This is a genomic window from Arthrobacter sp. efr-133-TYG-104 (assembly GCF_030208915.1).
Classification (GTDB): Bacteria; Actinomycetota; Actinomycetes; order Actinomycetales; family Micrococcaceae; genus Arthrobacter.
Window position 1 is genome coordinate 132620 of sequence record NZ_JARVTA010000001.1, and the last position, 13068, is coordinate 145687.

At 62.4% G+C, this 13068-nt stretch carries 12 protein-coding genes; 8 read left to right on the top strand and 4 right to left on the bottom strand.

Features of this window, described 5'->3' with window-relative positions; genetic code table 11:
- The first annotated feature begins 48 nt into the window (after positions 1 to 48).
- The 5 genes from QRN04_RS00630 (at position 49) to QRN04_RS00650 (ending at position 6905) form a co-directional block, all read left to right on the top strand.
- Positions 49 to 465 carry an acyl-CoA thioesterase gene (locus tag QRN04_RS00630; RefSeq protein ID WP_284974211.1) on the top strand — a complete coding sequence of 139 codons (417 nt, stop codon included), beginning with the start codon at positions 49 to 51 and terminating at the stop codon, positions 463 to 465.
- Between the two features lie 63 nt (positions 466 to 528).
- Positions 529 to 1302: a copper homeostasis protein CutC gene (locus QRN04_RS00635; RefSeq protein ID WP_284974212.1), complete on the top strand. Its 774-nt coding sequence runs from the start codon at positions 529 to 531 to the stop codon at positions 1300 to 1302.
- A gap of 23 nt (positions 1303 to 1325) precedes the next feature.
- Positions 1326 to 3317: a DUF5107 domain-containing protein gene (locus QRN04_RS00640; RefSeq protein ID WP_284974213.1), complete on the top strand. Its 1992-nt coding sequence runs from the start codon at positions 1326 to 1328 to the stop codon at positions 3315 to 3317.
- A 107-nt stretch (positions 3318 to 3424) separates the two neighbouring features.
- A complete protein-coding gene (locus QRN04_RS00645; protein WP_284974214.1) occupies positions 3425 to 5656 on the top strand; it encodes an McrB family protein in 2232 nt (743 codons plus the stop codon).
- A 37-nt stretch (positions 5657 to 5693) separates the two neighbouring features.
- Positions 5694 to 6905 (top strand): 5-methylcytosine restriction system specificity protein McrC, encoded by a 1212-nt coding sequence (locus QRN04_RS00650; protein WP_284974511.1) that lies wholly within the window; start codon positions 5694 to 5696, stop codon positions 6903 to 6905.
- Here QRN04_RS00650 and QRN04_RS00655 read toward each other — a convergent pair.
- On the bottom strand, positions 6902 to 8572 hold the full coding sequence (locus tag QRN04_RS00655; protein ID WP_284974215.1) for a sensor histidine kinase: 1671 nt from the start codon (positions 8570 to 8572) through the stop codon (positions 6902 to 6904). The genes QRN04_RS00650 and QRN04_RS00655 overlap by 4 nt on opposite strands.
- Positions 8573 to 8671: 99 nt before the next feature.
- On the opposite strand from QRN04_RS00655, the gene QRN04_RS00660 reads away from it, so the two are divergent.
- Positions 8672 to 9436: a response regulator transcription factor gene (locus QRN04_RS00660; RefSeq protein ID WP_284974216.1), complete on the top strand. Its 765-nt coding sequence runs from the start codon at positions 8672 to 8674 to the stop codon at positions 9434 to 9436.
- A 6-nt stretch (positions 9437 to 9442) separates the two neighbouring features.
- On the opposite strand, the gene QRN04_RS00665 is transcribed toward QRN04_RS00660, so the two are convergent.
- The 3 genes from QRN04_RS00665 to QRN04_RS00675 all read right to left on the bottom strand — a co-directional run bounded on the left by QRN04_RS00665 (position 9443) and on the right by QRN04_RS00675 (position 11823).
- Positions 9443 to 9823, bottom strand: coding sequence for an Hpt domain-containing protein (locus QRN04_RS00665; RefSeq protein ID WP_284974217.1), 381 nt, complete (start codon positions 9821 to 9823; stop codon positions 9443 to 9445).
- 351 nt (positions 9824 to 10174) lie between these two features.
- The gene (locus tag QRN04_RS00670; RefSeq protein WP_284974218.1) at positions 10175 to 10642 is read right to left on the bottom strand and encodes a very short patch repair endonuclease; all 468 of its coding nucleotides are present in this window, start codon (positions 10640 to 10642) and stop codon (positions 10175 to 10177) included.
- A 5-nt stretch (positions 10643 to 10647) separates the two neighbouring features.
- Positions 10648 to 11823: a zinc-dependent alcohol dehydrogenase gene (locus QRN04_RS00675; RefSeq protein WP_284974219.1), complete on the bottom strand. Its 1176-nt coding sequence runs from the start codon at positions 11821 to 11823 to the stop codon at positions 10648 to 10650.
- A gap of 287 nt (positions 11824 to 12110) precedes the next feature.
- Between QRN04_RS00675 and QRN04_RS00680 the strand changes: the two genes are divergently transcribed.
- Positions 12111 to 12437, top strand: coding sequence for a hypothetical protein (locus tag QRN04_RS00680; RefSeq protein WP_284974220.1), 327 nt, complete (start codon positions 12111 to 12113; stop codon positions 12435 to 12437).
- Positions 12438 to 12570: 133 nt separating this feature from the next.
- Positions 12571 to 13047 (top strand): hypothetical protein, encoded by a 477-nt coding sequence (locus QRN04_RS00685; RefSeq protein ID WP_284974221.1) that lies wholly within the window; start codon positions 12571 to 12573, stop codon positions 13045 to 13047.
- Positions 13048 to 13068 lie beyond the last annotated feature (21 nt).

Here is a 13068-nt window from a genome sequence, read left to right on the forward strand (position 1 = left end):
GAACCCGGGCAGTCCGTGGCATCCCGGCGCATCGAGGTACTTGTGCCTATGCGCTGGGGTGACATGGATGCCTACGGGCACATCAACAACGTTCAGATCGTGCGCATGTTGGAAGAGGCCCGCGTTGCCGCGTTCGGGCCGCCAAGCGGCGCAGGCTTGCCTGGGGCCGAGCCGCCCGCGGCGCTGTTCAACGACGTCGGACCCGGCGTCATGACCCTGGTTGTTGAGCACAAAGTCCGGTATGTGCGGACCTTGGAGTATCGCAATATTCCGGCCGTGGTAGAGATCTGGGTCGGGGCCATCAAGGGCGCCAGCTTCGATCTTCACTACGTCATCAAGGATCCTGTCACCAGGGAGGACTGCGTGAAGGCCACCACACATTTGGCGTTCGTCAGCGAGGCCAGCAGCCGGGTCCTCAGGCTCACCCCGGAGCAAAAAGCCAAGCTGGAGGCGTACCAGGCATGAACCGCAGGGTGCATGGACTGTGAATGCCGTCCGTGTTAATCCATGTGCCCGTAGAGTTTCCTTATGAAACTGGAAATCGCCGTGGTGAGCGCTACCGGAGCAGGCACGGCCGCATCAGAAGGCGCGGACCGGGTTGAGCTCTGCAGCAGCCTGGAACTTGGCGGAGTTACCCCGAGCCAGGGGTTGATGGAGGCAAGCCTCGAACACGTCGATGGGCGGTTAGAGATCCATGCCCTGATCCGCTGCAGGCCCGGCGACTTCCGGTATTCCGCCTCGGATGTTGACACGATGGTCCACGAGACCAGACACCTTCTGGCACAAGGCGCCCGTGGCGTGGTGTTTGGGGCACTGACCGGCGAAGGGGACGTGGACCTCACAGCGACACGACGACTTGTGGACGCAGCGAGGGAGGCAAACGCGGACGCGCAGCTGACATTCCACCGGGCCATTGACCAAGCCAGGGATCCGCTTGCCGTGCTGGATGAGTTGCTGGGGCTGGGTTTCACCAGGGTACTGACGTCAGGGCATGAACCCAGCGCAGGTGCCGGTTTGCCCACCTTGGAGCGAATGGTTCAGCGCGCACACGGTGATGGGGAGATCATGGCCGGCGGCGGCCTGACACTGGAAGATATTCCGGCCATGCATGCCGCTGGGCTCGCCGCCGTCCACCTTTCAGCCAAGAAAGTGGTTTCCTCGCGGGCCGATTCCTCCCCGCAGACAGGGAAGCCCATCGACGTCGGCAGTCACGGCTGGGATCCGACGGCTTACATAGTCACCGACCGCCAGACCGTCCGTTCGGCCCGGGCGATCGTGAACGCCTTGCTGGTGCAACAGTGATGCGGACGCCTACGAGTCCAGCTATGGCACGGGTAGAGCCCTCCAACGTCACTGTCACCACCATCCCGCTCACTATGGCGGACGTGGGACGGTCGAACCCGTTGCCCCCGGTGGCATCGGAGCTCCAGCAGTCCTACCTGGTGGGCGCCGGCGTCCCGGAAGAACTTCAGGCGTCAACCAGATACGGCGGGGTGCCCAACATCTATCCCTATCTGACGCAGGACGGCTACACCCGGGAAGCAACACCCCGCGTGGTGACCGCCGTCGTTCTTGAAAACAGCAAGCTCAAGGTGACGGTGTTGCCATCACTGGGCGGCAGGATATGGGAGTTGTTCGACAAAACGGCCGGTAAGCACCTTTTGCACACGCACCACTCGCCCCAAGTGGCCAACTTGGCGCTCCGGAACGCATGGTTTGCCGGCGGCCTGGAATGGAATATCGGAACTCGGGGCCATTCACCCACCACCTGCGATCCGCTCCACGCCGCAATCGTCCACACCGCTGACGGAAAGCACATCCTCAGGCTGTGGGAGTATGAGCGGTTGCGTGAAGTGGTGTTCCAAGTGGACTTGTGGCTTCCCACGAACTCGGAGGTCCTGCTCGCGGCGGTGCGGATACGGAACCCGAATGATCATGACGTTCCCATGTATTGGTGGAGCAATGCTGCGATCCCGGAGACGGATGGGACCCGGGTGATCGCGCCTGCCGATGAAGCCTTTGGCAGCGACTACGCCGCCGCCATCACCCGTGTCCGCCCCACAGACCACGAAGGCTACGATGCCACCTGGTTGGTCAACAACCCACACGCCGCCGACTACTTCTTCGACATTGAGGGTCCGCAGCGGCGCTGGATCGTCGCAGCAGATGACGACGGCGACGGCTTGGCCATGATGTCGACGGGCCTGTTGCGCGGCAGGAAGCTTTTTGTCTGGGGGCAAGGCCGCGGCGGTAAGCGCTGGCAGGAATGGCTCAGCCCCGGTGCTGGTCCCTATGCCGAAATCCAGGGGGGGCTCGCCCAAACACAATTCGAACACTTGGCTATGCCGGCCGGCGCCGAATGGGCGTGGGTGGAGGCCTACGGGAACGGCCACCTGGATCCGGAAACCTCACATGGCCCGGACTGGGATGCTGCCGTGGCGCATGCGGGCGAACGTCTCGAGCACCTGACGCCTCAGGCATACCTTGAGGAGATGCTCCCGGCGGCGCTGCGTGACGGCGACGTACCGCCGTCGACAATGTTGTCGGTGGGAAGCGGCTGGGGCGTGGTGGAGCGGGCCCGCCGCCGGAAGACCGGCCGGGAGTGGATTGACGAGTCGGGCACGCCGTTCGTGAATGAGAGTGTGACCGGAGAGCAGCGCCCGTGGCTCGAGCTCCTCTCGGGGAAGGAGTTCGGCGAACGGCCGGACGTTGATGCACCAAGCTTTGTTGCCGGGGCTGATTGGGAGGAATTGCTGGCCACCGCCGGCAACCAAGCCAGCCCGGAAGCACAGTTTCACGTGGCCACCATGAAGCATGCGCGGCAGGAGCTGGCGGGCGCAATGGACGGGTATCGCGCGGTATTGGCGAATCGGCACGCCCGGGCCCGCACCACGGCACTCGCACACCGGGGATTGGGCTTGGCGATGATTGCTGCCAGTTTGGAGGGGCCGGACGGGCTGGACGGGCTGGACGGGCTGGAGGGGTTGGCCGAGCTCGTCAAGGGTGTCGAGGCGGACCCCTCAGCGGTGCCACTGTTGATCGAAGCGGTGACGCTGTGTATTCGCCACGGACACCCTCAGGCTGCCCTGGAACTGCTGGAGAAGAGCCCTGGGGCGGTGGCCGTCGTCGGGCGTTTGAAGTTCCTGAAAGCCGCGGCCCTTGCAGGGATCGGTGACGACGACGGTGCAGCCGCCATACTGCGTGGGGGCGTTGAGATTCCGGACCTGCGCGAAGGCGAGGACGCCATCGCGCACCTTTGGGAACGGGTATGTCCGGGGGAGCCCGTGCCCGAAAAGTACACGTTCGGGATGCGCTGAGGGAACGTCCTCAGAAAACCGGCGTACGGCAGAAAGCTTCCCCGTCGGGCTCGTGGGGCTGTGGATAGCCGGATGCTTGGGTAAGCCAAACAAGGTAAGTTGTCAGGGTGACTCCCACCGCCAAACCTGACCTTGACCGCGCCCCCGGGATCTCCAAGGAGATCGAGGATGCAGCGTGGTTTGTGCTCGGTCCTGCGCTGCAGGGAAAACCTTCGGCGTTGGATGGCAGCACTCTGACGTGGACGGCCGAAGCCGCTGCGGAGTTGCTCGAACGGCTGGAACGCGGGGTCGGGGACTCCAAAGCGCCCATGATGACCAACCTGCGCCAAAACCTGGAAGGCGCGTCCCGCGAGGCCAAGATCCTGGCTGTGGAGTTGCTGTTCCTGCAGTCCTTGCCGCTGGCCCACGAGGTCAAGTCCCTCAGGGTGAAGCGGGCACGCGTCGCAGAGGCTGCGTCCTGGGTGGAGCCGCCAATTGAGCTTCCCGAGGAACTCTACGAGGGATTGACGGACCACGGCGTCATCCGGGACCGCACCGCGGAGTTCAACTGGACCATTTGGGACCACCTGATGTGGCTTTGCCGCTTCGTCATCCATCTGGACACCCAAAGCACCGCGACCATCAACAAAGCCCTCGCGGATCCCCTGAAGTTCCACGAACTCGCCGCCGGCACCCCCGAGGACCAGCCCGCACTGCGGCGCAGCATCGAGTACCTGGTGTGGCCCAGCTACTTTGAGCCGGTGGTGGCGGACGTTGAGCGCCAAGAGATCCGGGACGCTTTTGCCTCGTTGGTCGGCGGGGCCAAGGGTGACTCGGATGAGGACATTACCGCGGACATCCACAGGATCCGGCTGCACCTTGACGAGCAGGCCGGCCAGCGGATCGATTGGTATGACCGGCAGTTGGTCAGCCAGTGGCGCAAAGTAGGCGATCCCGGCCGCCGGTCCTGGCTTCTTCGGACCCACCACGACAACGCCGAGTTGCTCGCCGCGTGGGCGGCCGAGGAGAAGGCAACCCTGGACGTGGAACACCTGCGATCACTGTCGGCCGGTGTGACCGCTGGCGTGGTGCAACGTGCCGTTGACGAGGATTACAAGCACTTGGGCTACGTGGAGAGGGAGGACACCAAGACCGCGGTTTTCGCCTTCCTCACCGTCATGAAACCAGGGGACCTCACGCTGTACCAGCATGCCGGCCGCGTGCGCGTGGGCGTCGTGTTGGGCGAGCCGGAACACCAGGAGGACAACCGCGGCATCCGCCGCAAGGTCCGCTGGTTCGAGGACAGCTATGCCATCTCCGAACTCCCTCGCCACGCACAGAGGCAGCTCTCCACCCCGGGCATCATCGTGGACGTTACCCGGGTCATCCAGGCCCTGCAGGAGCTGCTTCCCGTCGAGGCCGAAACCGACGGCGAGGAAGAGGTCCCGCCCACCGCCGTCGTCGAGGTTGTCCAGCAGGGTTTCCGCCCCCTGACGGAGGCGTTCGCCGAGTCCCTCCACATGGACCTGGAGCCCTTGCAGGAGATTGCGGAACTCCTTGAAGAGAACCGGCAGCTGGTCCTGTACGGTCCTCCCGGTACCGGAAAAACGTACTTGGCCAAGCACCTCGCTGCCGAGCTCGCGGGGGACAGCACCGATGAGCGTGTGAAGCTGGTGCAGTTCCATCCGTCATATGCCTATGAGGATTTCTTCGAGGGTTACCGACCCGACAAGACCGACGACGGCCAGGTCTCCTTCAAGCTCGTTGCGGGTCCGCTTCGCCGCCTTGCGGAGGAAGCAGCCAAGCCGGAGAACGCGCACAAGCCCTACTTCCTGATCATCGACGAGATGAACCGGGCAAACCTGGCAAAAGTCTTCGGTGAGCTGTACTTCCTCCTTGAATACCGGGACGATCGCATCTACCTGCAGTACAGCCCCAACGAACCCTTCAGCTTGCCGGACAACCTGTACATCATCGGCACCATGAACACCGCGGACCGATCCATTGCCATGATGGACGCCGCCATCCGCCGTCGCTTCGCCTTCATTGAACTCCATCCCAAAGTGGAACCGGTCCGGGGTTCCCTGCGCCGGTTCCTGCAGGCCCGCGGACTGGACACCCTCAATGCCGATCTTTTGGATGCGCTGAACGATGCGATCGATGATTGGGACCGAGACCTCATGATTGGGCCCTCCTATTTCATGAAAAACGCCGCGCAAAACCCCACAGGGTTGGGCCGTATCTGGAAATACGAGCTCATGCCGCTGCTGGAGGAGCACTATCACGGACAGTTGAACCGGGCGCAGTTGGAAGAACGCTTCGGCCTTGACCAGTTGCTGGGACGACTTGCGGCCCGCTGACCGCCGTCCTACGGGTGCAGTTCCCCGGCATGTGGTCATGGACGAGCTTTCCGGCGGCATGGTGGACAAGCTCGATCCCGAGTCCGCGGCATTCATCAACGCCAGTGGCCTGGCCAAGGTTTCGCCCATCGGCCTGGGTCTTTACCGGATTGAGCCCGTCGGAAAGGTCGGCTCCGTGCGGACCGCCTCGGTCCAACTTGAGGTTCGGCCCAAGGATCGGCTTGGCCTCAGCCGATTGCTCTTCCTGCTCAGTTACGCCGGGGAGCAAGGATTCGGCGAGCACTTAGTAGAGGCAGCGGAGCACCCGGATTTATGGAGCGCGCTGGCCGAATCACTGGCACAGCTAGCTGACCGGGCTTTGAGCCGGGGAGTCTTGCAGGGTTATCTGACGGTGGAGGAGTCCCTGCGGACGGTCAAGGGCCGCATCCGCATTTCGGACCAGATTTCGCGTCGCCCCGGGATGATGGTCCCGCTGGAAGTCTCCTATGACGAATTCACGGAGGACATCGCCGAGAACCGGATCCTCCGGGCCGCCCTGGAGCGGATGGGGCAAGTACCCGGAGTTCGTCCTGACGTCCTTAGCCGTTTACGCCAGCTCAAGGGAAAGCTCGACGCAGTCACCCGCCTCCAGTCCGGCGCGCCGCTGCCGCCGTGGCGTGCCAGCCGCATGAACGCGCGGTACCACGCCGTGTTGCGGTTGGCTGAGGTCATCCTGCGGAATGCTTCGGCAGAGGCCGGAGTCGGCAAGCAGCAGACGGCGTCGTTCGTGGTGGACATGGGGCAGGTCTTCGAAGAGTTTGTGGGGACGGCCCTGCGCAGTGCCATGAGCGCCTACCCAGGTGAGATGCGCCTGCAGTACGGGGCCATCCTGAATGAGGCTGTGCGTGACTCGGACCGCCTGACGGTAAGGCCGGACGCGGTACATTTCCTCGGTGGCCGGCCCGTGGTGGTCTATGACACAAAGTACAAGGCAGCCTCCGACGCCGGCGCCTCCGTAAGTGCCGACCACTACCAGCTGCTGGCGTACTGCACAGCGCTCCGGGTACCCACGGCGTGGCTCGTGTACGCAGGGTCCGGGGAGATCAAATTGCGGCGCATCCTTAACACGGACATCGACATCGTGGAGTACCCGCTGGACCTGTCCAGGCCGCCGTCGGAGATCCTGGCAGCCGTGGCGGACCTCGCCCAACAGTCGTGGGGCGAGGTAGTCCGCCAAGCGGTAGCAGACCTCCCCGGGGAGGACGGCTAGGCAGGCACCTTCACGGTGAACGTGGTTCCCCGGCCGGGTTGGCTGTCAAGGGTGATGGTACCGCCATGGGCCTCGACGATTGCCTTGCTGATGGGAAGGCCAAGGCCGACGCCGGGGATGGTGCTGTTGCGCACGCCGCCCGCCCGGAAAAACTTGGTGAACGCCTCCGCCTGTTCATCATCGGTCATGCCCATCCCGGTGTCAGTGACGCGGCAGAAGACGAAGTTCGAGTCCTCCCACGCCGCTACCTCCACGTCGCCGCCGTCGGGCGAGTACTTGATGGCATTGGAGACCAGGTTGTCCAGCACTTGTGCCATCCGTGAGGAGTCCACATGTGCTTCCAGGGCGTCAGGGACGTCCATGGAGAGACGGATGCCGGCCTTCGCGGCGCGGGGCTCGGCTGATGTGACGGTTCCCCGGACCAGTTCGGCCACATCCACAGCGTGCGGCTGGATGACGATGTGGCCTGAGCGCACTGACAGCAGGTCCGAGACGAGGGTCAACAGGCGTTCGGCGTTGCGGCGGACGATGTTCAATTGGGCTTTGGCTGCAGCGTCGAGTCCATGAGGATCATCAAGGATGAGTTCAACATAACCAAGAATGGATGTCAGGGGAGTGCGGAACTCATGGGAGACGTTGGCAACGAAGTCGTCCTTCGCGGCCAGTGCGTTGACCAGGTCCGTGACGTCGCTGAAGACCACCACGGAACCTGCAAACTTGCCGTCGTCGTCCGTCATGGGCCGGGCACTCGCGGTGAAGGCGCGCTGGTCTTTGGCTGTGCCAATCCAGATCAGCTGATCGGTGAATCGTTCCCCGAGGACCGCTCGCCGCACCGGACGGCGATCTGCCGCCAAGGGTGAGGTCCTGTCCCTATCGAAGACGAGCAACTCCGCCTCGGCGGGGTTCGGGTTACCTGGTGGCGCGGCAAGGGCATGTGTTTGGCGTTGCCTGCGGTTCATGAGGATATCCTGCCCGTCACTGTCGACGGCGACGACGCCCAACGGGAGCGCCTCCATGACGGTGTTCAGGAGCCGTTCCTGCGTGGTGCTGACATCCAACGCCTTCTTCAGTGCTGCATCTTTTTCCTTCAAAGCACGTTGCTGGCGCACCACACTCAGGGTCAACACGCTGACCGAAATGCCAATGCCAAGCATCAGGATCGGGAACAGAAGGGGCTTGGTGATGTCTTGCTCGGTAAGGGCGCCGCGGACGAATAGCGGCACCCACACTATTCCCAGAGGTCCGAGGAATGACATGAAGATTGCGAGCCTGGGGTAAAGACCGGAGGCGCACAGCCAAATAACCGGCAGAACCACCAGGACGCTGAGGCCGGTAATGGAATCCAGCGACCCTTCGCGGGCGAATCCTATGGAGACCATGTCCAGGATCGGGATGGAAAGGAAGCTCGCATAGGGCAGGCGGTCCCATGGCAACAGCACGCACAGGGCCAAGAGGATCGTCTGACTTAACAGGTAGATGACGAACAGTTCATTATCCAGCGTTGCGGGGAAATACAGCCACACCAAAATGGCGGAAATACACACACAAACGGACAACGGCAATTGGCTGAGGACCACCCGTATCCGGAGCGAATGTTCGTGGAATGAGCGCTCAAACACCAAGAGCTTCTTCTTCTCGCTGATGTCCCACGGCGAGGGGTGGGTCATGGCAGGACCACAAAGGTTGCAGAAGAAGTTCGATTCATGAGAATAGCCTAACCATAATGGATATACTGCTGAGGTTATCGAACGGGGCTGAGGGGCGCGATGAGTGAAGCACGTGTGGGGCTGGTCATTGAAGATGACCAGGATATTCGCGAGTTGGTTCGCGTCGTCCTATCCCAGGCAGGGTTTGACGTGCACGTTGCGTCCACCGGATCTGCCGGTGTGACCTCTGCCCGGGAGCTGAACCCGGACGTCATCACCTTGGACCTCGGGCTGCCGGACATCGATGGCTTCGAAGTCGCGCGCCAGATCCGCAAATCCTCCGACGCGTACATCATCATGCTCACAGCGCGCGCCGAGGAGTTGGACACCTTGATGGGCCTGGAAGCAGGTGGCGACGACTACCTCACCAAACCGTTCCGCCCGCGCGAGTTGCGCGCCCGCGTAGAGGCCATGATGCGCAGGCCGCGTGCGTCGTCCGAGTCCAAGCCAGTGCCGGAAGACCTGCCGGATCCGGAGATAACGCACAACGGCTTGGCTGTTTCCGCCGGCTCGCGCACCGCAGAGCTGAACGGCAGGGAGCTCAAGCTCACCCGCACCGAATTCGACCTCCTCCTCGCACTGCTGGAAACCGGCAGGATCGTGCGGACCAAGGCGGATCTGGCGCGTCGCCTGCGGAACGAACAGTACGACGTCGGAAGTTACGTCAGCGACGCCGACGAGCGTGCCGTTGAGGTGCACATGGGGAACTTGCGGAAGAAGCTCGGGGACAGTATCCAGACTCCGCACTGGCTGGAAACAGTCCGCGGTGTCGGCTACAGGCTGGCCCCGGCCGCCAGCAACAACCAGGTGGTCAGCAACAAATAGGCGACCTTAGGATAGCGGTGTCTCGAGCTCGTAAATCGTGCCGAAGACAAAGTGCTCCATTTCGGTGACCTGCGGCTTGAGCTCGCTCAGGTGTTGGCCGCTGGGCAGCAATCGGAGCCGGATTTCCATGTCGGTGGCGAGGCGGTTCATGCAGATAGCGCCCACCATGGCGCTTGATGTCTTCAGGCTCAGTACGGCGTCCATGGCATCTTCCATGTCCAGGTTTTCCAAGGCGCGATGAAGGCGGGATACCCGCCACGGCAGAAGCGCAACGTAATTTCGGACGAAGGCAAGGATGATGCCCTGATCGCCTCCCAGCTCCGCTTGAAGCTCTGTCAGGACGGTGTGGTCCACCAAGGAATCGGTGCACTCGTCATACTCAGACACCAGACTCCTCCCGTCCCGAAACAATAGATTCACGCTTCAACAGTAGGACTCGTGGAAGTGCCCGCAGGCCATCCGAGCAAAGATTGATCCAATCTTGAGCGGACTCAGAGGCAGACTTGATCCCCCTCTCCGAGAGTGGAAAAGTACCGAAGATATGGTCGCTGATTGGGGAGCACAGGCGTGGACGAAAGCACCGGAAAATGCGTGAACCAGAGGGCTCGCCCACCAGTGGGGATTGCGGCGGCCGTAGGCATTTGCCTCGTCGTCTTGCTGGGCATCGGCGGTTCCTCGGCGTACTCTCTCTGGGGCCAGGGCTCCGTCCCTGACCGCTCGACCCAGTCAGGAATGTCCTCACACGCCGGACGATAACTGGCTGTTTTTTCCCGCAGCGGCGTCGAGAAACGCCCTCATTCGGTCTTCGAGAGCCGAGCGGTCTCTGAGTTCGCATTCCCACACTGTCAACACTTCCCAGCCGGCGGCCTCCAGTTCCTGGCGCTTTTGGGCGTCCCGCTCGCGGGTGCGCGTCCTTTTGGCCGCCCAGAATTCTGCGTTGGCGGCCGGTGCGTGCTGCCCCGCTTTGCAGTCATGGAAGTGCCAAAAGCAGCCGTTGACGAAGATGACCTTGCGCCGCCCGGCAAAGACGAGGTCGGGGCGGCCTGGGAGGCGCGTCTGCCCGTGCTGGCCGTGCAGCCGATACCTATAACCCTTGGCATGCAGCAGGGAACGGACCAGCAACTCCGGCTTGGTGTCCTTGCCCCGGATTTTGGACATGTTGCTGCTACGCTGCTCCCGCGTCAGGCGGTCCCGTCCTTGGTCCACCACTGCTATGGCTTGAGCACCACCTTGATGCAGCCGTCCTGCTTCTTCTGGAACTTTTCGTAGAGCGCAGGTGCATCATCAAGTGAGCCCGTGTGGGTGACCAGGTGCATGACTCCCAGCGGATCGGCGTCGTCCTCTACCAAGGGGAGGAGTCGGTCAGTCCAGCTTCGAACGTTGCATTGCCCCATCCTCAACTGGATTTGCTTATCGAACATCGTCATCAGCGGCATCGGGTCTGCTTGCCCGCCATACACGCCGCTCAGGGAGATGGTTCCGCCGCGGCGTACGAGGTCGATTGCCGTATGGAGGGCTGCCAGCCGATCGACGCTCATCGTTTCCATCGCCACTTGGGCCGGCTTGTCCGGGAGCAGTGAGACGGCCTTGTGGAGGAATGACGCTACCGGGGAACCGTGGGCTTCCATCCCCACTGCGTCCACCACCGAATCCGGTCCTCGTCCCAATGTTTCCTCACGGATTTTGCCGGATACGTCCGGACTGTAGTCCATCGTCTCCACGCCGTGTGCCTCAGCCATGGCACGGCGCTCGGGGACGGGATCCACGCCAATCACCCGGAAGCCTTTATGGACGCCGATCCGGGCGGCAAATTGCCCCACGGGTCCGAGCCCCAACACGGCCAAGGTCCCTCCCTCCGGAACGTTGGCATATTCCACGGCTTGCCAGGCTGTAGGAAGGATGTCCGAGAGGAAAAGGTAGCGCTCGTCCGGTGCATCCGAGTCGACTTTCACAGGGCCATAGTCCGCGAAGGGAACACGCAGGTACTGTGCTTGTCCGCCCGGAACGGAGCCATACAGTTCCGAGTAGCCAAATAGCGCCGCCCCTGATCCCTTCGAGGTGACTTGCGTGGTTTCGCACTGGGACTGCAGGCCTTGGTTGCACATGTAGCAATGCCCGCAAGAGATGTTGAACGGAATGACAACCCGGTCGCCCTTCTTGAGCCGGTGGACCTCCGAGCCCACCTCTTCCACAATCCCCATGGGTTCGTGCCCGATGACATCCCCTTTGTGCATGTACGGGCCAAGGACTTCGTAGAGGTGCAGATCAGAGCCACAAATCGCAGAGGACGTGATGCGGACGATAGCGTCTGTCGGTTCCTGGAGAGTGGGATCGGGTACGTCGATGACGCTCACGCAGCGCCGGCCTTGCCAAGTAACTGCTTTCACGGTGTAGTACTCCCTGCGTTGTGGCTGGGTTGTCCCGCGCTGCAGGAGACCTCTCCAGCGAAGCAGAGAAGATGGGTCGGCACAAGGCATTCGCAAGAACAACTAGTAAGCAACCTGATCATTGGTTTACCATTACTGCAAGGGGGGAGTAACCGGGCAGAGCTGACCGAGGAGTGACCACATTGTCCACCACAAAGAAACCGTATATCCCGGGGGCCGCATCTCATGTTGAGGTGAAGGCCCTGGTCTGTTCGGCCTGCCATTCCGCAGACCACCTGAATTTGGAAATGATCGAATCCATAGAACCGCACCCCGGAGATCTCCTGGTGATGGTTTCCTACAAGTGCATGACGTGCGAGGCGTCCTACTCCCATACTGCGGCGTTCCATGATGTGGCCGAGGTCCTTAACCGGGCTGGAACAGTGTCCGGCCTTCTGCAGTTCGGCGGGGAATACTTTCACTGCGGCGAACCAATGAGCTTTGCTAACTCCTCGGCGCGGAGCCTCTACGCGCCCATGTCCACCGAAGAGGTGGACGACGGCCTCCTCGATGTCTACCTGCAGACCCGCGTGTTGCAATGCCGCTGCGGATTTCGGATGGAGCTACCCGCCTAAGTTCCCGGAGATTGGGGTGCTCATAGGGGTTGCGGCGCTGCGGCTTCGTTTAGGACGATGTGAGCAGGGGTACAGCTCGGGTAGAAGGTCAAGGGCGGCGCCGATAAAGGCCGCATAACAGGAGGTAGCCGGCATGGACACTGGACAAGTGGTACTGATCGTCGTCATCGTCGTCATTGTCATTGCGGCGATAGTTGTGGTCGCAACCATCGGCCGCCGGAAGAAGGCGGAGGTGAACCGCCGTCGAGCCGCTGAGTTGCGCGAGAAGGCGGACCAAGAAGCCATAGGCGCCCACCAGGCCAAAGCCGAATCCGCCCAAGCCGAAGCCGCCGCACTGCAGGCGGAGGTGGAAGCTAACCGCCTTCGCCGCGACGCCGAGCAGCACGCCCAAAAGGCTGACGAGGCCCACGGGCGGGTGGAAGAACATCTACGCCATGCCGACAAGCTTGATCCCAATGCAGGCAGGGACTCCGGTTCAAACGGCTTGCCCTCTGGTGGTTCCCGCACACATGACGCGGACCGCTCCGATGCCGCCGAAGGTGAAAACGTGACCCGCGACCGTGCAGGGCGCGACGGCGGTGCCACCCGCGAAGACGACGGGAACCGTTAGCTTTCGATCAGGCAAAAGGGA